Origin of the sequence: Pseudomonas sp. Sample_23 (genome assembly GCF_004307595.1) — a bacterium.
GTDB lineage: Bacteria > Pseudomonadota > Gammaproteobacteria > Pseudomonadales > Pseudomonadaceae > Aquipseudomonas > Aquipseudomonas atacamensis.
This window is the reverse complement of sequence record NZ_RCNX01000012.1, coordinates 1-19602: the sequence shown is the minus strand read 5'-3', so window position 1 is coordinate 19602 and position 19602 is coordinate 1. Positions and strand designations below refer to the sequence as shown.

The following is a 19602-nucleotide window of genomic DNA, read 5'->3' as shown; positions in this document are numbered from 1 at the left end:
ACACACACAACATGGCAGGCCATCCATTGGTCAGAAAACAGTGTCGGGGATTATCAATCAGATGCGCGGAAAAAGCCGTCTGGAAAAGACATTAAGTTGGTCAGTGGCGTCAGCGCTGAATGGTTGACGGCTGCGCCGTCATTCGCGAGCAGGCTCGCTCCCACAGAGGGTTCGATGAACATGTGGGAGCGAGCCTGCTCGCGAAGAGGCCAGCATTGCCAACACAACTGCCGGATCAGCTCAGGCAAATCGCTTCGCCATCAAATAACCCACCGTGCAAGCAACCGCCGTCGCCACTGTCCCCCACGCCCAGTCCATCAAACTCACCTGCACCGACCAGTCGCGCAAAGTCGCCCAATTGGTCAGGTCATAAGTGCCGTAGGCCACCAGCCCCAACAGCGCACCCAGCTTCGCCGCCCTCTGCCAGCTCAGCGCCGGCAACACGACAAACACCACGCAGCCAATAACGTACAGGCAATAAAAAACCGCTGCGGGCAACAGCAGCGGTTTTTCCAGCATCAGCGAACCGAGCAGTTCGCGATAGGTCGGCGCCATCAGCAGCCCGAGCCAGATGCCATCGAGCAGCAGAAACGTCAGCAGCGTTGCGACGTAAGCGATCAGCGCCTTTTTCATCGATCCAACCTCTTGTGTGGCCTGCAACATGGGCCACTCAAGGCTCAGGTTAGTTCAATGCGATCGGCGTGAATGACGATCTTGCCTTCCTTGTACAGCGAACCGATGGCTTTCTTGAAGTTGCCCTTGCTGACGCCGAACAGGCTGCTGATCAACGCCGGATCACTCTTGTCACTGACCGCCAGGGTGCCGTCGTTTTCGCGCAACTTGCCGAGGATCTTCGAACTCAGACTGCTCGCCGCTTCCTGACCAACCGGTTGCAGGCTCAGGCTGATCTTGCCGTCGGCGCGCACTTCCTTGATGAAGCCTTTCTCGCGCATGCCCGAACGCATGAACTTGAAGATCTCGTTCTTGTGAATCAGGCCCCAGTGCTTGTTGTTGATGATCGCCTTGAAGCCCATGTCGGTGGCTTCGGCTACCAGCAGATCAACTTCCTGGCCCGGGCTGTAGGTGGCCGGGGTCTTGTCCAGGTAACGATCGAGGCGCGCGGTGGCGGTGATGCGGCGCGTGTGTTTGTCGAGGTAGACGTGCACCACGCAGTATTCGCCAGCAGTCATCTGGCGCTTTTCTTCCGAGTACGGCAGCAACAGATCTTTCGGCAGCCCCCAGTCGAGGAACACGCCGATGCTGTTGACTTCAACCACTTTCAGGCTGGCAAATTCGCCGACCTGAACTTTGGGTTTTTCCGTGGTGGCGAGAAGTTTGTCTTCGCTGTCCAGATAGATGAATACGTTGAGCCAGTCTTCATCTTCGCTGGGAATATCTTTGGGGATATAACGGTTGGGCAAAAGAATTTCGCCGTCGGCACCGCCGTCCAGATATAAACCGAAGTTAGTGTGTTTAACCACTTGCAAACTGTTGTAACGCCCGACTAAAGCCATTTCCGAAACCCTCAATACGTGGGCGGCATTCTACCCGTTTTTGCCGCCAACGTCGGGCGACAGATCCTCGCAGCGGAAAATCTGCGTCAACCTGTTGATTTTGCTTGATCACTGCCCTATGGGGTGCCGCTCGTCAGTCCGGTCCGATGCTTCACAGCCGTGCTGATTTGCCTCATTTCAATTAAATGTTCTTATTTAAAACAGCAGGTTAGCTGCTTATTACGAGTGAGCGGCCGGTAATAATGCAGCGTTACGGTTGGTTAATCCGGGGGATATTTACCAAGCTATTGTCAAGTTATTCCTGTACGATGCCTGGCCGAGTTACTTTTCTAAAGGTTAATGGCCGCCATGCGTGTAAAAGCATCCACCAGCAAAGCAAAGCCAGCTCCAGCCGTTGAAACCAGCGAATCGATCAACGATCAGATCGCAGCATTCCTCAAGTCCGGCGGCGAGATCCAGCAAATTGCCAAAGGCGTCAGCGGCCAGACATTCGGCCCGTCCAAGCAGATCAGCCTGGGCAAGAAGTAACACCGGTTTTACCCCGTCCAGAGGCGCTTTGAGCTTCGAAGCGCCTGGACTGGCACCGCGCAATCCCCCTTCGCTTTAAACAAAAATTCCCGAAAATCGACGAACGGCCATCAATGCCGGGCATTCGCCGGTATCCTTGCACGCGTCTAGATCAAGCGTTTCAGCAGGCCTTCGCCCTGCGCTCGCGGTTCATGGAGTGACGCATGCGCCCATTTCCCTGTTTATTGTTCGTCAGCCTGCTGTCAGGCGCGACCGCGCACGCGCAGGTTTTTCAGGGTGAACTGGGTGACTTCGATCTCAAGCTCGGCACTACGCCCAGCCGCAGCATGGCCCAGGGTCTGGTCAAACCGGCGGCGGTCGGCTCGTTCCACGGTGGCCTTGATCTGAGCCACGACAGCGGCGTGTATTTCGGCCAGTACGCGCCGAGCATGGGCATCAGCCCGGGCAAGAACCTCGAGATCGATTCCTACGTCGGCTTCAAGCAGCCGTTCGATCAGGTGCTCGGCTATGAAGTCGGGATGATCCATTACAGCTATCCCCGCGTGGACACCCTCGACAGCCAGGAGCTGTTTGGGGGCCTGACTCTGCTCGGTAGTCGCTTTGGCATTGCCCTGAGCAACGACCCGGATAAACAGAACAACACCTTGTTTGCCGACCTCACTGGCAATCAGCCGTTCGGCATTGGCGTGAGCATGAAATACACCACGCACCAGTTGAATACACCGGCGGCGGTGGACGGTGGCTATATCAGCAGTTTCACTGATTGGTCGGTGAAACTGTCGCGGCCGTTCATGGGCGTCGATCTTGATCTGATCTACAGCGACTCCAGCCTCAGCGGCAGTGATTGCTCGGCCTATTCCGGGCACAACAGCGAGTGCGACGGCCTCGTCACCCTTAAGGCTGTACGCACGTTCTATTGATCGGCTGAACTGCCGCGCGCATCCTGCATCACATAAGAATCAGATTTCCGACGCCAGGCTCTCGCAAGGATTTGCCCATGTCTCGCTGGTTCAAACAGATTGCCGCCCTGCTGATCTTCACCCTCGCCCTCGGCGCTTGCAGCCGCGTGGGCCTGGCCTACCGCAACCTCGACGTGATCATCCCGTGGTCGCTGAGCGACTACGTGGACATGAACGGCGAACAGAAAGACTGGTTCAATGAACGCCTCAAGGAACATCTGAGCTGGCACTGCACCACGCAGTTACCGGGTTACCTCGACTGGCTGGACCGTTTGCAGGCCATGGTCGAGAGCAATCAAGTGAGCGACGCCGCGCTGCAGGAGCGCACCGCCGAAGCCAAACAGGCCATCGCCGAAACCGCCCGGGAAATCACCCCTTCGGCCATTGAGTTGCTGCAAGGCCTGGACGATAAACAGGTGGCTGAAATGAACGACGCGTTTGCCAAGGATTTGCGCAAACGTCAGCAGGAATACGTGAAACCGCCGCTGGCTCAGCAGATCAAGGAACGCGGCGAGCGCATGGAAAAACGCCTGAACGATTGGCTAGGCCCGCTCAGTGACACGCAGAAACAACGCGTCGTGGCCTGGACCAACGCCTTGGGCGACCAGAACACCCAATGGATCGCCAACCGCGCGCACTGGCAGCAACAGTTCAGCGCCGCCGTTGCGCAACGCCAAAGCCCCGAATTCCCACAACGCATCGAGACACTTCTGGTCAATCGCGAGCGCTTGTGGACAGCGGACTACCGCAAGGCCTACGCCAACACCGAAGCCCAGGCGCGCTCGCTGTTTGTCGACTTGATGGCCGAGAGCACGCCGCAACAGCGTCAGCGTTTGTTGAAGAAAATCGAGGGAGTGCGTAAGGACTTCAATGACCTCAAGTGCCTGAAGGCCGCGCAGAAACCTTGAAATCACTGGAATCCAATGTGGGAGCGAGCCTGCTCGCGAAAGCGGAATATCAGACAGATCAAATGTCACTGACAGACCGTATTCGCGAGCAGGCTCGCTCCCACAGGGGATTTCGCTGGCTCAGGCGATTTGAGCCTTCGAGGCGACTTCATCAAACGTCACCTCATCCAGCGCATCCTCCTGCTCATCCAGCACCTGACGCGGATGGTCGTTGCCGGGGATGCTGCTGTCGATCAGGCTCAGCAGGCTGGAGCCGCGCGGGGTCAGAATGAAGTTGTTGCCAGTACTGCCCTCGTGATCCGGCCGCGGCTCGATGAATCCGCGCTCCAGCAACATCTTTTCATAATCACAGGCCAGGGTTTTCAAGTGATCGAGATTGTCGATCGGCTCGCCGGCGCTGGCTTTCTCGGCCGCGTGGTCTTCGGCATACGCGCGGGGAGCGAAGCTGTGGCCAGCGCTGTTCTGCACTTCATGCAGCAAACGTTCAATCAAATCCCAGTTATAAGTCGTCATCCTGATCCAACCTCCGGTGCGGGTGATTTTGTGCCGCGTTCAAGGTTGTGACCGAAGCGCTGCGCAGCCGTTCAGCAGTATTTCCGGCCCCGACCGACCGACGGCTGTCGATTAGCTCGCACGTTGAACGACTAGGCTGAAACAGCCGGTTCAACCCGCAGGAGACATCGTCATGAACGTTGCAAACCATCCGGTGGTATCACGCGAAGAATGGCTCGCCGCCCGTCAACAGCATCTGGCCCACGAAAAAGCCTTCACCCGGGAACGCGATCGCCTCAGCGCCGAGCGCCGCGCCCTGCCGTGGGTGAAAGTCGACAAGGACTATCATTTTCAAGGGCCGAACGGCGAGCTCAAGCTCAACGACCTGTTTGGCACCAACAGCCAGTTGATCATCTACCATTTCATGTTTGCCAAAGGCTGGGAGCAAGGCTGCCAGGGCTGCTCGTTCCTCAGTGACCACATTGATGGCGCCAACCAGCACCTGGCCCATCACGACGTCGCGGTGGTTGCAGTTTCCCATGCGCCATTCAACGAGTTTCAGGACTTCAAAAAGCGGATGGGCTGGAAGTTCGACTGGGTCTCGTCAGAAGGTTGCGATTTCAATTACGACTTCGGCGTCTGCGCCCGGGCTGAGGACGTCGCGGCGGGAAAGGCTACCTACAACTACGAAAGAACCGACAGCGCCGAGGAAGAAATGCCGGGGCTGAGCGTGTTTTATCGCAATGACGAAGGCGAGATTTTCCACACCTATTCCACATACGCGCGCGGTCTGGACATGCTGGTTGGCGCTTACCACTACCTTGATCTGACGCCCAAAGGCAGGAACGAGGACGAGATCATGGAATGGGTGCGGCATCATGATCGGTATGACGGTGCGCCGAAGTCGGGCTGCTGCCATGCCGATTGAGCGCAACCCTGCCCCCACAGTTTCTGAACTTTTACCAGGCTTCAGCCCTCAACCGGTTAACCCGCCTTAACCGGAACTGAGGCCTGCCCATGAAAACCCTGATCAAGCTCTCCCTCGCCGCCACCCTTGCCTGCGCCCTGCCCGTCTGGGCTTGCACGCCGGAAGAGGCGACGATCAAACGCGAACAACTGGCCAAGGAAGTCTCCAAGCTCACCGAGCAGAATCCGGCAAAAGCCAAGGAGATCAACGCCGAGTTGCAGAAAATGGATCTGGGCACGGCCAGTGCGGATCTGCCGGACAAGTGCCAGTTGATCGATCAGCGTTTGAAGGAACTGGGTTCGGCGGAGAAAAAGGCCGACAGTTGAGGCGAAAAAAAACCGGACAATGTCCGGTTTTTTTATGCGCGGTCTAAAGCTTACTCAGCCGCAGGTTCAGCTGGCTTGCGACGCTTGAGCGGGGCCATGCCGTCGCTGCTCACCAGAGAATCCGGCTTTGGACGGTTGACGCTCTTGCGCTTGGTCGGCGTCTTGGCGGCGGCTTTCTTTTTGTCGCCCTTGGCGTCAGTCTTTTTCTTCTTCACACCAACCGCTTTACCCGAAGCCTTGACCTTTTTAGGGCCGCCGTAGGTGCCTTTGACTTCCTTGATGGTGCGGCGCTCGAAGCTCTGCTTCAGGTAGCGCTCGATGCTCGACATCAGGTTCCAGTCGCCGTGGCAGATCAGCGAGATCGCCAGACCATCGTTGCCGGCGCGGCCGGTACGACCGATGCGGTGTACGTATTCGTCGCCGCTGCGTGGCATGTCGAAGTTGATCACCAGATCCAGACCGTCGACGTCCAGACCACGGGCTGCAACGTCGGTAGCGACGAGGATCTTCACACCGCCCTGCTTCAGACGATCGATCGCCAGTTTGCGATCCTTCTGGTCTTTCTCGCCGTGCAGCACGAACGCTTTGTATTCCTGAGCCACGAGGCGGCCGTAGATGCGGTCGGCCATGGCGCGGGTGTTGGTGAAGACGATGGCCTTCTGGTAGGTCTCGTTGGCCAGCAGCCAGTTCACAATCTGCTCTTTGTGCTGATTGTGGTCGGCGGTGATGATTTGCTGGCGAGTCGTCGAGTTGAGCTGGCTGACCGCGTTGAGCTGCAGGTGCTCCGGGTTGTTCAGGACCTTGGCGATCATCTCGCGCAGGCCGGAACCGCCGGTGGTCGCGGAGAACAGCATGGTCTGCTGACGGTTCGGGCACTCGTCGACCAGACGCTGCACGTCTTCGGCGAAACCCATGTCGAGCATGCGGTCGGCTTCGTCGAGCACCAGCACTTCGACTTCTTTCAGGTCGAGGTTGCCGGCATTGAGTTGCTCGATCATTCGCCCCGGGGTGCCAATGAGGATGTCCGGCACTTTGCGCAACATCGCGGCCTGGACTTTGAAGTCTTCGCCGCCAGTGATCAGGCCGGACTTGATGAAGGTGAACTGCGAGAAGCGTTCGACTTCCTTCAAGGTCTGCTGGGCCAGTTCACGGGTCGGCAGCAGGATCAGCGTCTTGATGCTGACGCGGATCTTCGCCGGGCCGATCAGGCGATTGAGGATCGGCAGGACGAAAGCGGCGGTTTTGCCGCTACCGGTTTGCGCCGTCACCCGCAGATCACGCCCCTGGAGCGCCAGCGGAATGGCCGCGGCTTGCACAGGCGTTGGCTCGACAAATTTCAGCTCGGCCACAGCTTTGAGCAGGCGTTCGTGCAGGGCGAATTGGGAAAACACGGGTGCTACCTCGAAGATATGCAAAAAAACAGCTGCATAGGTTACCGGTTTCGAGCGCTCAGGCCGAGTTTCTTTGTGCAAACGCCGACAATCAGTGGTTTTTTTGTTGCCCGATTTGTCACTCGCAGCAATACACAGCGTCTTAAATGCTCTAATCGGCCCTCGCGTCTTACAGAAGAAACGTTTCGCTTATGGATATCAAACAGCTCTGGCTCAAAGCCCAAGGCCTCTGGGGCACGCTCGAAGAGCACCCACTTCTGCAATCGGGACTGGCGCTGTTGGTGCTGCTGGTCATCGCGCTGGTGCTCGGACGGGTGGCGCGTTACCTGATCCTGCATGCCAGCCGCATGCTCGGCCGCCAACCGGCACTGCACTGGATCAACGACTTCCGGCACAACAAGGTGTTTCAACGGCTGGCGCAAATGACGCCGTCGCTGGTGATCCAGTTCGGCCTGCACCTGGTGCCGGAGCTGAGCAAAACCGCGATGAATTTTCTCGGCAACGTCGCGCTGGCGTTCACCATCCTGTTCCTGCTGCTGGCGGTCAGCGCCCTGCTCAACGCCCTGCTCAACATCTACGCGCGCACCGAGCATGCGCGTACACGCTCGATCAAAGGCTACGTGCAACTGGCGAAAATGGTTTTGTACGTGTTCGGCGCGATCATCATCGTCGCCACCCTGATCGACCGCTCGCCGCTGTTGCTGCTGTCGGGTCTGGGTGCGATGTCGGCGGTGATTCTGTTGGTCTACAAGGACACGCTGCTGTCGTTCGTCGCCAGCGTGCAGCTGACCAGCAACGACATGCTGCGCGTCGGCGACTGGATCGAAATGCCACAAGTCGGCGCCGATGGCGACGTGGTCGACATCACGTTGCACACCGTCAAAGTGCAGAATTACGTGTGAACTCCAGTGATTTGACGTTACCCAGGAGCTGAGCTTCAATGGACAGACACCTCTTCTGTAAGAACCTGCCATGCCAGCCCAGAGCCCCCAGAAACCACAAACGCCTCCCCGCTACCGCAAGATAGCCCTCAAGAACGTCAGGCTATGGGAGCCCTGTAGGCCCGAAGAGGCCTTTGACTGGATGGCTGCTTACGATGCTGATGATGGCCAGCCCGAACCCTATCCCACCAGGCCAATCCGGCTCTCCGACGAGTACGCCCCTCATCTATATGTAATCCTGCGCCCTAATGGCGCGTTGTGGCAGGAAGGGAGCCTCTATCTATTCGAGGCAATTACAGAACAGGGCATGAGCGAATCCTCGGCAGCGAACGCTGCGGGTGACCTTGCTGACTTCATGAACAAAATGGATGACAGCGGCTTAGACTTTCTAAACTTTGACGGCCCCCAATCCCTTCGCCCCACGTACCGATATAGGGCGACACTCAAAAGCGAAATCATGAGCGGTGCCCGCAGCAAAGGGTATTGCAACCGTAAGATTTACAGTGTCCAAGGACTGTATCGCTGGCTTACCACCACCCGAAACTTCAAGCCGAAGCAGGTGATGTGGGTAAGTACGACTCGGCAGATTCCATACACTGACAGGCATGGCAACACCCACATAAAGGAAGTCATCTCAACTGACTTGACCTTCAAAAAAAGCAAGTCCATACCGGTAGGAAAATACATTGTTGACGGTGGAAAACTCTGCCCAATATCTCGCGAAAACCAGGATCGCGTTATGCGGGCACTGTTTGAATTGGGAAACCCAGAAATGCTGCTAGTGCACATTATTGGGCTGACAACCGGAATGCGGGTTCAGACCAACCTTACACTACGACACGACTCTATCACGCAAAGGGTGGGGGATGAAGATGATCCCGAAAAATATGCCTTGTACGGAATCAACGTAGCCTTCGAAGATAGCCCGGTGGAGGCAAAGAACAGTAAAGAGCAAGTGGTCATGATGCCCGCATGGGTTCACCATATGCTGCACGTTTATATCAATTCCGACAGACACAAACAACGCGCGGCCAAGTCCCCAATAACGGAAGACTCTCAGCAGTATATTTTCCTGACTCGCACAGGAAAACCTTATTACGTGGCTAAGGCAGACGAGCATTTATTCGATTTCAGCACCGAAAAAGGTTCAGCACTACGCCACTTCTGCAAGAAGGTCATAGAGGTAGTGAAGCGAGAGAATAAAAGATTCAACTACCAGCTTCATGATCTAAGGGCCACTTTTGGCATGAACCTCATCGAAGATAATAGCGGCGACATGGAGAACGGAAAGATGAACCAACTCGAACTTTTAGACATTTTGAAAAATAGATTAAACCAAGAGGATATAAACGTGACTATGCGCTACCTCAAATACTACCAGGATCATCCGCGCCTGGCCCAAGCACAATCAGGCTTCGAAGTTCACCTCGAAAGCCTCGTCCGAACGGAAATGACGAAGAATGAACAGCGCCGAGCAAACCGTCCACCTCCTCAACCTGGAGTCACTGACGAATGACCAATACCAAACTGTCATCTCCACTTGCGCGATTGAGCGCCTTGTAATTCGCTGCACCAGTGACCGACAAATCAGTATCGGTTCACTCTGCTATGGCAGCCGCGACGCCAACAGCCGAAAGATCCCAAAACCGGTAGATGAGTCATCTCTCTGCCCTGAACGTGCACGCGCTGTTCGTGCATGGTGCGCAGAAACGGGCAACCGACACATCGGCAGTGGGTATACTTTTTATACCAACGCGACCGAATTTGTGAATTTCAGCGACTGGTGTGATGCCAATCACCACTGCGGTTTCCTAGCCAACGCAGAAGCATACAAAACTGCCTTGGACGAGTTCTCTATTCACTTGCAATTACAAGTTCGGAGTCCTGAAGGTATCGGCACCTTCACTGCCAATCGCCTTCAGAGTCAGGCGATCAAAAGCGCCTACATTTTTTTCCCAGGCTCCCCTCTTAACTTCCTCACTGACCTGCCCATCATCTCTCACAGCAGCCTCAATAAGGAGACAACTGAAACACCCTCAATGGGGGAAATGACCGACCACCTCACTCCCTACCGCTATCTATTCGAAGGCTTAACAGACTTCGTGCTCAAAGGACGGGCGTTTCCATACCGTATTCCTTACATGGACACTGAAGCCACTCTCCTTCCAGCAGAGTACGCGATTACCACTCCGGCAGTTCATCACACAGCTAAAGTCGGAAATCATAATTTTTGGAATTATCGAGATGGCAGGGTCAATTCCTTAGAAGAGTGCAAGACCAGGTCATCACAGACTGAACGTCATCTAAACAGGCAGAGGCACGAAGCGTTACGCGAGCTGGAAGATGCAAACTTTAACCTTCGCCACCGGAAGCGGATTTGGCTAGCCGCGTTGGCCCAAGATGCATTCATTTCTCATTTTGTAGCCAATACTGGAATTAATGAAGCTCCATTGCGCGAGCTGGTGTGGTCAAATGATTACACTGTAGAAAATAGTGAAAATGCTGGTTTCGTCGTTATCAAGCAGCGTGCTGGTGGCATGGAGCAGTATTTTGAAATCCAGAAGGTATTTCTGAAAGACTTCAAAAAGTTCCTGGAGCTGCGCGAGTACCTCACCAATGGTCTGCCTCACCCATACCTCTTCATAAACATCACTAAGGACGCGGCCAAACCAACCCCTATTAAGTCCTCATGCATACATTTCGCAAACGGTAAAATCAGGAGCTTTCTGGAACCAGAGTTTTCCGGCCTAGGATATCAGAAACTGCGTAAGTACAAGTCCGTTTACTTGCTCAGTACTGGCCATCCTGTAGAAGTAGTCTCGGCCCTTATGCAAACAAGCGGTAAAACTGTTCTCAGGCATTACGCTGGCGCAGAAGAAAAAAACGCAATCGACGAGATCTCCGAGGTTATGACACTCGCGCGCGAGATCTTCGAAAGCCACTACGCTCTGCCTACCCCAGCATCAGGGTGCGGGGGTGGGGAACCCAAGGAGACCGTAGAGCCCCCCACGGCCTACCAGCCAAACTGCCGAAACTTCGTGGGATGTATTTTTTGCAGCAAATTCCGTCTGCATGCTGACGAGAACTCTATCCGGAAGGTATTAAGTATGCGCTGGGTGACCTCGGAGTTCTTGAACGCCTGCACCGACGTACATCAGTTCCACACCGTTCACGGCAATGCGATTCTCCGCATCGATGCAGTAATGGCCCAACTTATCCAATTCCGACCGGAGGCCAGGGCCTTAATTGAACGAATCACACAGGAGATCACAGACAACTTTCAGCTTAGCGACTACTGGGAGCGACTCTATAGCCGACTCATCCGAGCCAAGGTGATCCAATGAGCAAATCCACTAACGATACCCGACTCGATAGCCTGCGCCACGCAAAAGACCTGCACACCCGCATTTATTACGGCATGGATTTTCGCCGTCTTAGTGAGCAGACCGTGATTTCTAGCGATGAAGTTGGCATCACCCTTCTCGCTGACGATGAGTGGAAACTGGCTGACTTTTCTTTCCACGTGGGCGACAACCCTTATTTCAGCTTCTTGCCGTTCTATACCCCCAACACGCACTCCCTGTCCAATACATTGTTGTGTAAAAAAATATTCATTACCAAGATGTTTGCCACGAACAATAAAACGGGGCTCCCCCTTCGCCTCTCTACGATGCACAAGATGAGACAATTACTGCAGAAAGTTTGCAATTATTGCGCAGGAGCAAACATTGCTGCTGAAACCGTCTTTTCATCATTCGCAACATTCAAGGACTTCCAGCAGTCCATCCCCCAGACCTTGAATCGAGATCTTGTAGCTTTGGTCAGAACGCTAAATCAGCTTGATAGCAGTCAGAGGGGCCTGATGCTGGATGGGAAGATATTTCCCTACATGCAAAAAATCGCGCGATGTTCCCGTAACGAGGGGCAGCAGACCCCAATCATTCCGAGTCGAATCCTGCTGAAAAAGTACAATCAATACTCTAACTGCCTGGACGACTATATCCAGAATCACTACAAGATCGATATTTTCTTACGGCGATCAGTAGAAAACCCCTATTTCGCCAAAAACGAAAACACTCACTACAGAGAGCTAAGTCGCCCTGGCACCCAAGCTCAAAAAGTCTCGCACATGCAGAGTCCGATTACTTTCGAGCAGGCTGTCGCAGATTTGAACTTGACGGACTTATGCCGGAGATACAACTTGGTCAGCGCTCCTTCGCTTCTGAGTTTCCTTTCGCTAGCCGCACATTGCGCAAAAAATCTCATTCACCTCTTCACCTTGATGCGCGATCATGAAGTGACGGGGCTGTGCAAAGGTTGCTTGGAACCGGTGGAGGGGTGGAACAAAAAAGCTCTGTACGTGATCGGCATCAGTACCAAGCTGCACAGCAAACCCAAGCCGACAAAGTGGATCACAACGGATGCCATTTTGAAGCCCATCGAAGTACTCACCAAGGTCAATTCCATTCTTTCCCCCTTCTCCCCCCACAAGGATTCACTCTTTTTGAGCACCTCAGTACACCCTGTCAGCAATGGTAGAAAAGACGCCAAAGCCGGGCACTTCAAGAAGCGGAACCTTGAATTCCGCCTGGATCCTATCCTCATAACAAATGAGGATATCCTGGAGTTGGAGACGATCGACCCACTAAGAGACTGGCGGAGCGACAAAAAATACCAGATTGGAAAGCCTTGGCTCGCTTCCAGTCATCAGTTCCGCCGGTCAATGGCGGTATTTGCGGCTCAATGTGGATTGATCACATTGCCCTCGCTGAAGCGACTCTTGACGCACCTCACCAGGGTCATGTCTCAGTACTACACGAAAGGTTGCTCAGCGAAAAACTACTATTTTGCGCTCATTAATCCCGAACTTGCCCAAGAGCTCAGGAAGGCCAAGCAAGAAGCCGATGGGGCTATGTTCATTCGGGATGTCTACAAGTCGTCGGAACGCCTCTATGGCACTCGGGGGCGGCAACTTATGAAGGAACGTAACGATTCTGTCTGGCTGAGTGAGACTGAGGAAGAAATGCAGCGCATGGCAAAGCTGGGGCTCAGATCACACAAGGAAAGCCCGCTCGGAATTTGTACGTCTGCAGAACCTTGTGACAAGCGTGCTCACGGCAATTACGAGACATGTCCAGGGTGCTCAGCGTTAGTAGCCAAGGAATCGGTCATGCAGGAAACCATCAACATCATGAGGTTTGACCTTGAGCAGCTTGATCCCGAAAGCATAGAGTACCGAGCAGAGCAGCAAAACCTGGTCGATTTCATGGAGATACGAGACCGGATCATAGCGAAGGGGTAGAGCTGCATTATCGACCCATGCCATGTCATCTGGGATATGAGCGGCATCAGGTGCGACCCGCCTGCACGCGCGGATCCCCTAATGCCCTCAGCCAAGCTGTACCAAGGATCGACCATGGCCAGCTACCATCACCACCACGGCCAACACTGGATTTCAAAGGAGTCACCGATGCCGGACAGCCCTGAAGAATCGAGTACCCTGAAGCCTTATTACGCTGCCCTAAATCGCCTGGTGGCAGGCAAGAGCGAAGTGGTTCCACCCGGTACGAAGATCACACTCAACGCGGTGGCCATGGAGGCAGGTAAGAGCGCGGGCAGCATCAAGAAACAGCGCTCCGTTTATGCAGCGTTGATTCGCGAGATCAAGCAGCGTGCCAAGGAGCAGGAGGAGCAGAGTCTTCCGGGTGCGTTGAAGATACGTGAGGCCAAGGCCAAGACAGCAAAAGCCAAATCTGAAGCAGGATCTTTTGAGGACAAGTACAAAGCGGCGCTGGGCCGCGAGCTCATGCTACTGCGTGCCTGGGAGAAATCGGAGCGCCGTCTGCGCCAACTTGACAATGTAGTCCCCATTCATCCGCCGAACCGACCCTGAGCCATACGTGGTGATGGTAAGGGCGGGCCGCAGCAACCTACCTTGCTCCATCATCGTCGACGACCTCTCTTACGCCCCGAGCCACGGAGCAATCCAGCTGCAGCTTGCTCGCCGGTTCCCCGGCTACCCACGCTCACCCCAGTATGGTGTTGGCCTCTGTTCCCACCACCAGCATTAGGCCGTGCCTCTTCGGGGAGGGGCTTTCGTAAGCCGAGCCTTGGCGCAAGTGCCGGCATCTCGGCCCTTCGGGCGTCCATCCCGCACGCCTGCGCGCTCCGCGTGCCAAAGGCTCGTGCGCATTAATCGGTAACACCGACATTCTGAATGCGTTGGGATCTCAAAAGCTGGATAGGCGCCACACCTAAACATTCCCGCTAGAAAAGCCTAGGAACCTGAATGACTTTGAGAGGAAAAGCGCTGCTCGCAAATCCAAGCGTTACGATTTAAACCCAATTGCATTCTTCCGCACTCGGATTTTAACTACACGCGCACTCACTCATTGTGATGGCTGGGCGTTCTATTCACCGCCCTGAAGCAGTGGTGGTTTCCAGTCAGCGAAGTGTTTTAACGCATCAAGGTCGCCGACCAATTCCTTCGCGTTGGCCAGCCGCTCCATGACAGCCTCTCTCGCCACACCATCGAGGCACTGCGCTGATTTTTCGATATCGGCGAAGAATGCGCGAACACTGTTCACCTTTGCCCACGTCTGAATTACGGATTCGAGTTGCTCACGGCTGTCCTGTATGGCCTTGAGGTGCCGTTTTTCCTCCTCCTTTCTTTTCCATTCAGCTAATTGCAGCTGGTGCTTTTGCCCTTCGAGCTCGGCTTTCTCCCGTTCGAGCTTCACTTTCTCGGCAAGCCCTGGAGCCTCAGCGATCAACAGCTTCACGATGCTTGGGATTTTATTGACCAGATCGCCAGGCTGGTCTTCCTTCCACCGCTGAACCCACTCCGCCCGGTAGTAAGGAGAGTAAACCTGAAGGCACAGTCGACCGCTGGGCATGTCGGCACGCATTACCCATTCGTTTCGATACGGGGCAACACGTTTTCTCTCTGGACGTGAACCCAGCCGGACAAACCTTTTGTCTACGCTTTTGACTTCAACGTATTCACTGATTTCGTAAATGGATAAGCCAAAAACGACGCTTCCAACATGAACCACTGTTGGACGTTGAGGCTGCCAAAGCGAGGGATAGAAATATCTCGATGAGGGGTTGTCCCTATGATCAACTTGTTCGCGGCTCATGCGCTCGGCGGAATCGCTCAAGGTAACGGTGAGGCCTTTTTTCATAAACGCTAGGAACAACTGGTTTGCGAAGTCGACCGCATGAGCTAGCCCACTGCGGCTCGCTATTAAATCCGCCATTGCACGTTTGGTAGGCCTATCGTAGCCGTTCTCGCTCTCCCGCACTTTTTTGAAGTGATCTTCAATGTTCAGTAAAAGTGGGTGCCTTCGAGGTTGCGCGTCAGCATTGCGAGGCGCCGTACGACTCACTCTCTTTTGTTTGATTGCTGACGGTCGCTGAACCTGAAGCGGTGCTTCATTTCGGTGCCACACCGTCGGTTCGCCAGGTTGAGCGTCAGGCAAGACTGGGCGAGCCTTAGCTTTTCCTACCGCGACTTGCGCCCAGTAGCCAACAGGCGGCCTGGGAATATTCAGGCTGACGAAGACCTTCGTGAGATAGCTGGGGGAGACTCCGAATCGCGAGCTAATTTTGCTCATTGGAGTCGACCAAGCCAGATCGAAAAGCGATTCTCTCGTCACTACTTCATCCGACATATCACCCGCTGAGTTCTGAGGGTTAGCTGAGCCTTCCATAGGGGTCACTATCCAGCGATTGAATAACAAATGATCGTAGCTAACCCGTCGCGACTACACAGTTGGTTACGTACTTCCGACGGATAGACGATGTGAAATGAAGCGTCGATCTTAAAGGAAATGGTGGCGCTCTGATTAGCCCGGCGTTGTGCCCGAGAATGCCTTCTAACATACGAACCTACAGACGGAACAGCCGTAAACGAATCGTGCTAACCGTCTGTGGTTTGCCGCGATACCTCATCAAGCATCGATCGGCGTCTCAATGAATCGATCAGCCGACTCCATGTAAGTGGCCAAGTCGACGATCTGTCGAAGGACAATGACTACCTCAAGCTTGTGTGCATCGTCGGGCAGCCCTATCCGTTTAGCATCGCCTTTGCGTCTTCCTCGATCGCCGCTAGCGCATCGATATCGCTCTGAAACCTCATGTCGGCCTCCTGCCAGTGTGAGTCAGAAATAGATAGCCCACTTCTTCGTGTCACGCCAGCCGACACATGCGCCGCTTCCGAGATGCAGTGTGGAGCAGTGCCGGCCCTTCGTCTCCATTGGTGGCGACAGCTGCCGCCTTACGGTAGCGTTCTATCGACAACCTGTTATGACTGTACGAAGTGACATATGGTGCCAGTGCTTACGGCGCCCCACTCCGCTCCAATATTTCCGGGCTTAATTGAAGCTCCACTCGTCAGCACGAACTACATGGCAGAACGGCCCACCAAGAGTTGCATTGTGGTGAGCAACGATGTCCTCAGCCTTCATAACTGCCGTGTCTGAACAGGTATGGCCGTCGCCGATAAGTACAACGTCCAAGCCAAGATCACGAGCAGCTCGGCATGTGCTGTCGACGCAGTATTGAGTTTTCATTCCAGTGATTACCACACCGCTAGCCCCGTGAGAGCGCAAACTCCCCGCCAGTTCAGTCATTTCGAAGGCGTTGGGTCGCCGTTTTTCAAATACCACTTCTGTCCCAGAAAGCTTCAGTTCTGGCACAAGCGAAGTTAAGGGGCTACCTGGTTCTATTGGTGTGCCAACGGGCCCGACGTGGCGTGCTAGAAAAATCGGGGCACCAGCGCTGCGGGCTTTTTCCATCAGACTATTCACTGTCTCCAGCAACTCTTTGCAGCGCCATGGCTTGTCTGGGCCGTGGACTAGCCCGACCTGGATATCGAGTATCAATAGGGCGTTCATGGGTGCGTCTCCTTGCGTTTGAGCCAGCGACACAAGGCGTAAAAAAAAGGCCCTGTCCATCACTGGCGGGCCTTTGAAGTTCGTCTGCTATTGACTCACGAAACCTCGCACGCTCCGCTTTCAGCGGTCGTGGTGGTTGTAGTCGAGGTGAGCAGATAGGTAGTCATTGATCGAAACTAGCAATATCGTAACGAACTGACAAGCCGGATCTTGGGATAGATACGTCTGGCTGACTCTTCGATCAGACCGATTTGCCTGACAGGTGGATACTGCGATGGGTTGTACTTTCTCCGAGCGTTCATTGCTCGTATACCGTCACTGGAGTTACCGTGGGCAACATGACGAACATGGCAACCGCCCTCGCCGTCTATGCCTTGATTTGCAAACAAACCAATCGCCGTTTTGTGTTTCCAGGATCGAGAGGGCAGTGGGACAGACTCACCGTTATGACGCGTACCCGGCAGTTGGCAAAACAAAATCTGTAAACGGCCACCCGCCGGCTGCGGCCAAACCAGGCATTCAATGTTACCAATGACGATGTATTTCGCTGGAAATGGATGTGGGGCCGAATCGCCGAATACTTCGACTTGTCTGCTACCAATTATCCTGCGTCACGGCTCGCCTCTCCCGAAAAAATGGCAGGTGACCAGGACGTATGGACGCAGATAGCTCGCGCAGAGCGGCTCGATAGAAGCCGACATCAGTCGCCTGATATCCCCTAAGGCATACCGACGCCGACCTTGATCGCCCCATCGAAGTTGTCGGGGATATGTCGAAAAGCCCCATTATGGGCTTCAATACATACTTGGCAACCGATCAGGCTTATGCGATGTGTTTGACAAACTACGTGAGAAGCGGTTGAAACCCTAGGTCGTGCCAGTGCAGATAATCCCGGATGATTCCAAGGAAAGGAAAAGAAAAATGGCAGGCGAATATTCGTTATCAGACGTGCTGGAAAGGATGTACCAAAATCAGCTCGCCCTAGAGGCGGCTCTGATGGAGTTAACGCTCCATGTCGAAGCCCAAGGGAACGCTGAGGTTGGGGAGAATGTTCGCGGCGCTTTATGGGCGATTGGTGAGAACGCCGGGCACATCAAACAGGGTTTAGCCCGGCTTAAACAGCTCCCATGAGTCAGACGCTCTTCGATCTTGATCTCAAATGCGTTTCGTTTGAGCATTACATAACTGGATAAGCAGCCATCAACTTTCCTTACCCTGAAAGCACTACTGGTGGGTGGCATTTTCTATCCCACTTCGACCCAGAGGCAGGAGTGCCAAAGGTGTCTCTAGCCGGTATTCACTACCCAGATACCGCCGATTTTTTTGATGGCGCCGGAATCATCGGCGTAACCGAAGAGCTCGCAAAGCGTGGCTGGTCTGTAGACGGTATACCGAGCACCAGCGGATATGATCGTCAGATGGGCTCTCAGCGATGCTGAGCTTCGCAACATTGAAGTCTCCAAGTGGTTCCCTACCCACCCTGACCGACAGCCACTCTTCGCGGTTTTGAGCTCAGGAAAACAGAGACCATACGAGCTAGGTCGCCTGCAAAGCCTGGAAGTGTGGCTAAACTCTCAGTAGCCAGCAAGCTGAGTTGGCCAAGCAGGCACTAGAGCGTAAGTTCCTAATGTGAGCAAAGGATATGCGCAAGAAATCCCAGTCATGGTTTTTCCCGCTTCTTATTTTGTTCGTCGTGCTTTGGGCGATAGGCAAAAAGGAAAACCCTTCAACCCAAGCCCAGCCAAGTGCCGTCACCACGCCGACCTCACTCGCCTCACCTACAGCTATTGCATCCCCTACACCACCCTCGCCAATCGAACTATACGTGAGCGCGGACAAACTCAACATCAGGGATCAACCTAGTGGAAAGGTGATATCCAAGCTGCAGCGTGGAGCGAAGGTTCAGGTCTACGAAAAAGCGAATGATTGGGTTCGGATAAGCATCGACGGCCAGCCTGCGCGATGGTTATCGTCCAAAAATCTTTGCAGCGGATCGAACTGCTTCGCCAAAGCCCAGCCAAGACCCGTACCGACCGCACCACAACCTGCGTACAAACCTAGCCGTGAATTCAGTTCATCCTGTCCCTGCTCGTCTGGCAACGTCTGTATAGGCCCACGAGGTGGCAGATACTGCATCACATCAGGAGGGAAAAAGCGTTACGGCGTTTGAATGCCGAAATCTTTGCTCCATCCAACGTGTGGTGTGGTGTCGAAATTGGCCAGTGCTGTCTTGCTGAGCGTCACTTCAACTATTTTGGAGACAATCCACGAGGCGTTCTGGAGCGGAGCTCAAAGTCATCCCATTGCTCTGCTGGTCGCTGTTCTCCGCACATAACGCAGACATAAACATCGCTTAACAACTCTAGGTAATACCCCTTCCTGATATATGGATGGGTGCACCTTTTCGTCTTTTGTTTCGGATCAGTTGCAGGCCTCATCTGTGCACCACCTTCTTTCCAACAAGTCCGTAAGGATGAGCGACTCGTGCGGAGGGGTTAAAAAAGCCCGTACAGTGTACGGGCAACAGGAGGAGTTACATGAGCAGCCTGCAATGCCGTGGCAGGCCTATTTGTAGGAAGGCGTCGTGATGAAGGACGTTTCATTTGTTTCGACATGATGGGTGTGCGTCAGACAGACGGTTTCTGAAGCACTCAGGCGTGGGTGGGCTTTGGGTGGGAC

The 19602-nt window shown here is 54.4% G+C and carries 18 protein-coding genes and 1 pseudogene; 12 read left to right on the top strand and 7 right to left on the bottom strand.

Annotated elements, in window-relative coordinates; genetic code table 11:
* Window positions 1-53: 53 nt before the first annotated feature.
* From D8U82_RS28575 to D8U82_RS02830, 3 genes are read right to left on the bottom strand one after another with little or no spacing between them, the layout of a single operon-like run.
* Window positions 54-182 (bottom strand): hypothetical protein, encoded by a 129-nt coding sequence (locus D8U82_RS28575; protein ID WP_277751185.1) that lies wholly within the window; start codon window positions 180-182, stop codon window positions 54-56.
* 58 nt (window positions 183-240) lie between these two features.
* Complete coding sequence (locus tag D8U82_RS02835) at window positions 241-633, bottom strand: DUF2177 family protein (protein WP_016771156.1); 393 nt, start codon at window positions 631-633, stop codon at window positions 241-243.
* 44 nt (window positions 634-677) lie between these two features.
* A complete protein-coding gene (locus D8U82_RS02830; protein ID WP_016771157.1) occupies window positions 678-1514 on the bottom strand; it encodes a S1-like domain-containing RNA-binding protein in 837 nt (278 codons plus the stop codon).
* Window positions 1515-1853: 339 nt separating this feature from the next.
* Between D8U82_RS02830 and D8U82_RS02825 the strand changes: the two genes are divergently transcribed.
* The 3 genes from D8U82_RS02825 to D8U82_RS02815 all read left to right on the top strand — a co-directional run bounded on the left by D8U82_RS02825 (window position 1854) and on the right by D8U82_RS02815 (window position 3909).
* Entirely contained in the window at window positions 1854-2042 is a 189-nt protein-coding gene (locus D8U82_RS02825; RefSeq protein WP_016985943.1) for a hypothetical protein, read from the top strand.
* A gap of 203 nt (window positions 2043-2245) precedes the next feature.
* Window positions 2246-2962 carry a TorF family putative porin gene (locus tag D8U82_RS02820; RefSeq protein WP_016771158.1) on the top strand — a complete coding sequence of 239 codons (717 nt, stop codon included), beginning with the start codon at window positions 2246-2248 and terminating at the stop codon, window positions 2960-2962.
* A gap of 77 nt (window positions 2963-3039) precedes the next feature.
* Window positions 3040-3909: a DUF6279 family lipoprotein gene (locus D8U82_RS02815; protein ID WP_130887199.1), complete on the top strand. Its 870-nt coding sequence runs from the start codon at window positions 3040-3042 to the stop codon at window positions 3907-3909.
* 120 nt (window positions 3910-4029) lie between these two features.
* Here D8U82_RS02815 and D8U82_RS02810 read toward each other — a convergent pair whose 3' ends face one another.
* Complete coding sequence (locus D8U82_RS02810; protein ID WP_130887200.1) at window positions 4030-4422, bottom strand: transcriptional regulator; 393 nt, start codon at window positions 4420-4422, stop codon at window positions 4030-4032.
* Between the two features lie 172 nt (window positions 4423-4594).
* Here D8U82_RS02810 and D8U82_RS02805 point away from each other — a divergent pair, with 172 nt between their 5' ends.
* Both D8U82_RS02805 and D8U82_RS02800 read left to right on the top strand, forming a co-directional pair.
* Window positions 4595-5329 carry a thioredoxin family protein gene (locus D8U82_RS02805; protein WP_130887201.1) on the top strand — a complete coding sequence of 245 codons (735 nt, stop codon included), beginning with the start codon at window positions 4595-4597 and terminating at the stop codon, window positions 5327-5329.
* Between the two features lie 89 nt (window positions 5330-5418).
* Window positions 5419-5694 carry a hypothetical protein gene (locus D8U82_RS02800; protein WP_073472880.1) on the top strand — a complete coding sequence of 92 codons (276 nt, stop codon included), beginning with the start codon at window positions 5419-5421 and terminating at the stop codon, window positions 5692-5694.
* Window positions 5695-5744: 50 nt separating this feature from the next.
* Here the strand turns inward: D8U82_RS02800 and D8U82_RS02795 are convergent, their stop codons facing one another.
* Window positions 5745-7085, bottom strand: coding sequence for a DEAD/DEAH box helicase (locus tag D8U82_RS02795; protein ID WP_130901622.1), 1341 nt, complete (start codon window positions 7083-7085; stop codon window positions 5745-5747).
* Window positions 7086-7276: 191 nt separating this feature from the next.
* Between D8U82_RS02795 and D8U82_RS02790 the strand changes: the two are divergent.
* The 5 genes and pseudogenes from D8U82_RS02790 to D8U82_RS02770 all read left to right on the top strand — a co-directional run.
* Window positions 7277-7981, top strand: a pseudogene (locus tag D8U82_RS02790) (mechanosensitive ion channel family protein); the annotation flags it as partial.
* A 187-nt stretch (window positions 7982-8168) separates the two neighbouring features.
* The gene (locus D8U82_RS02785; protein WP_241668036.1) at window positions 8169-9542 is read left to right on the top strand and encodes a site-specific integrase; all 1374 of its coding nucleotides are present in this window, start codon (window positions 8169-8171) and stop codon (window positions 9540-9542) included.
* Window positions 9487-11370 carry an integrase gene (locus D8U82_RS02780; protein WP_130901620.1) on the top strand — a complete coding sequence of 628 codons (1884 nt, stop codon included), beginning with the start codon at window positions 9487-9489 and terminating at the stop codon, window positions 11368-11370. Before D8U82_RS02785 ends, D8U82_RS02780 begins: the two co-directional genes overlap by 56 nt.
* Window positions 11367-13328, top strand: coding sequence for an integrase (locus D8U82_RS02775; protein ID WP_130901619.1), 1962 nt, complete (start codon window positions 11367-11369; stop codon window positions 13326-13328). The genes D8U82_RS02780 and D8U82_RS02775 overlap by 4 nt, the downstream gene beginning before the upstream one ends.
* Before the next feature lie 114 nt (window positions 13329-13442).
* Window positions 13443-13919, top strand: a complete 477-nt coding sequence (locus D8U82_RS02770) for a hypothetical protein (RefSeq protein WP_241668035.1) — start codon at window positions 13443-13445, stop codon at window positions 13917-13919.
* 517 nt (window positions 13920-14436) lie between these two features.
* Here D8U82_RS02770 and D8U82_RS02765 read toward each other — a convergent pair.
* Window positions 14437-15738: a hypothetical protein gene (locus D8U82_RS02765; RefSeq protein WP_130901618.1), complete on the bottom strand. Its 1302-nt coding sequence runs from the start codon at window positions 15736-15738 to the stop codon at window positions 14437-14439.
* Window positions 15739-16401: 663 nt separating this feature from the next.
* The gene (locus tag D8U82_RS02755) at window positions 16402-16923 is read right to left on the bottom strand and encodes an isochorismatase family protein (RefSeq protein WP_130901617.1); all 522 of its coding nucleotides are present in this window, start codon (window positions 16921-16923) and stop codon (window positions 16402-16404) included.
* A 921-nt stretch (window positions 16924-17844) separates the two neighbouring features.
* Here D8U82_RS02755 and D8U82_RS02750 point away from each other — a divergent pair.
* Both D8U82_RS02750 and D8U82_RS02740 read left to right on the top strand, forming a co-directional pair.
* Complete coding sequence (locus D8U82_RS02750) at window positions 17845-18054, top strand: hypothetical protein (RefSeq protein WP_130901616.1); 210 nt, start codon at window positions 17845-17847, stop codon at window positions 18052-18054.
* Window positions 18055-18565: 511 nt separating this feature from the next.
* Complete coding sequence (locus D8U82_RS02740; protein ID WP_080923200.1) at window positions 18566-19093, top strand: SH3 domain-containing protein; 528 nt, start codon at window positions 18566-18568, stop codon at window positions 19091-19093.
* Window positions 19094-19602 lie beyond the last annotated feature (509 nt).

Bases quoted from the DNA above. Each gene is read 5' to 3' on its own strand.
- D8U82_RS28575 (WP_277751185.1), bottom strand. From the start codon at position 182: ATGTTCATCGAACCCTCTGTGGGAGCGAGCCTGCTCGCGAATGACGGC.
- D8U82_RS02835 (WP_016771156.1), bottom strand. From the start codon at position 633: ATGAAAAAGGCGCTGATCGCTTACGTCGCAACGCTGCTGACGTTTCTG.
- D8U82_RS02830 (WP_016771157.1), bottom strand. From the start codon at position 1,514: ATGGCTTTAGTCGGGCGTTACAACAGTTTGCAAGTGGTTAAACACACT.
- D8U82_RS02825 (WP_016985943.1), top strand. From the start codon at position 1,854: ATGGCCGCCATGCGTGTAAAAGCATCCACCAGCAAAGCAAAGCCAGCT.
- D8U82_RS02820 (WP_016771158.1), top strand. From the start codon at position 2,246: ATGCGCCCATTTCCCTGTTTATTGTTCGTCAGCCTGCTGTCAGGCGCG.
- D8U82_RS02815 (WP_130887199.1), top strand. From the start codon at position 3,040: ATGTCTCGCTGGTTCAAACAGATTGCCGCCCTGCTGATCTTCACCCTC.
- D8U82_RS02810 (WP_130887200.1), bottom strand. From the start codon at position 4,422: ATGACGACTTATAACTGGGATTTGATTGAACGTTTGCTGCATGAAGTG.
- D8U82_RS02805 (WP_130887201.1), top strand. From the start codon at position 4,595: ATGAACGTTGCAAACCATCCGGTGGTATCACGCGAAGAATGGCTCGCC.
- D8U82_RS02800 (WP_073472880.1), top strand. From the start codon at position 5,419: ATGAAAACCCTGATCAAGCTCTCCCTCGCCGCCACCCTTGCCTGCGCC.
- D8U82_RS02785 (WP_241668036.1), top strand. From the start codon at position 8,169: ATGGCTGCTTACGATGCTGATGATGGCCAGCCCGAACCCTATCCCACC.
- D8U82_RS02780 (WP_130901620.1), top strand. From the start codon at position 9,487: ATGAACAGCGCCGAGCAAACCGTCCACCTCCTCAACCTGGAGTCACTG.
- D8U82_RS02775 (WP_130901619.1), top strand. From the start codon at position 11,367: ATGAGCAAATCCACTAACGATACCCGACTCGATAGCCTGCGCCACGCA.
- D8U82_RS02770 (WP_241668035.1), top strand. From the start codon at position 13,443: ATGGCCAGCTACCATCACCACCACGGCCAACACTGGATTTCAAAGGAG.
- D8U82_RS02765 (WP_130901618.1), bottom strand. From the start codon at position 15,738: ATGGAAGGCTCAGCTAACCCTCAGAACTCAGCGGGTGATATGTCGGAT.
- D8U82_RS02755 (WP_130901617.1), bottom strand. From the start codon at position 16,923: ATGAACGCCCTATTGATACTCGATATCCAGGTCGGGCTAGTCCACGGC.
- D8U82_RS02750 (WP_130901616.1), top strand. From the start codon at position 17,845: ATGGCAGGCGAATATTCGTTATCAGACGTGCTGGAAAGGATGTACCAA.
- D8U82_RS02740 (WP_080923200.1), top strand. From the start codon at position 18,566: ATGCGCAAGAAATCCCAGTCATGGTTTTTCCCGCTTCTTATTTTGTTC.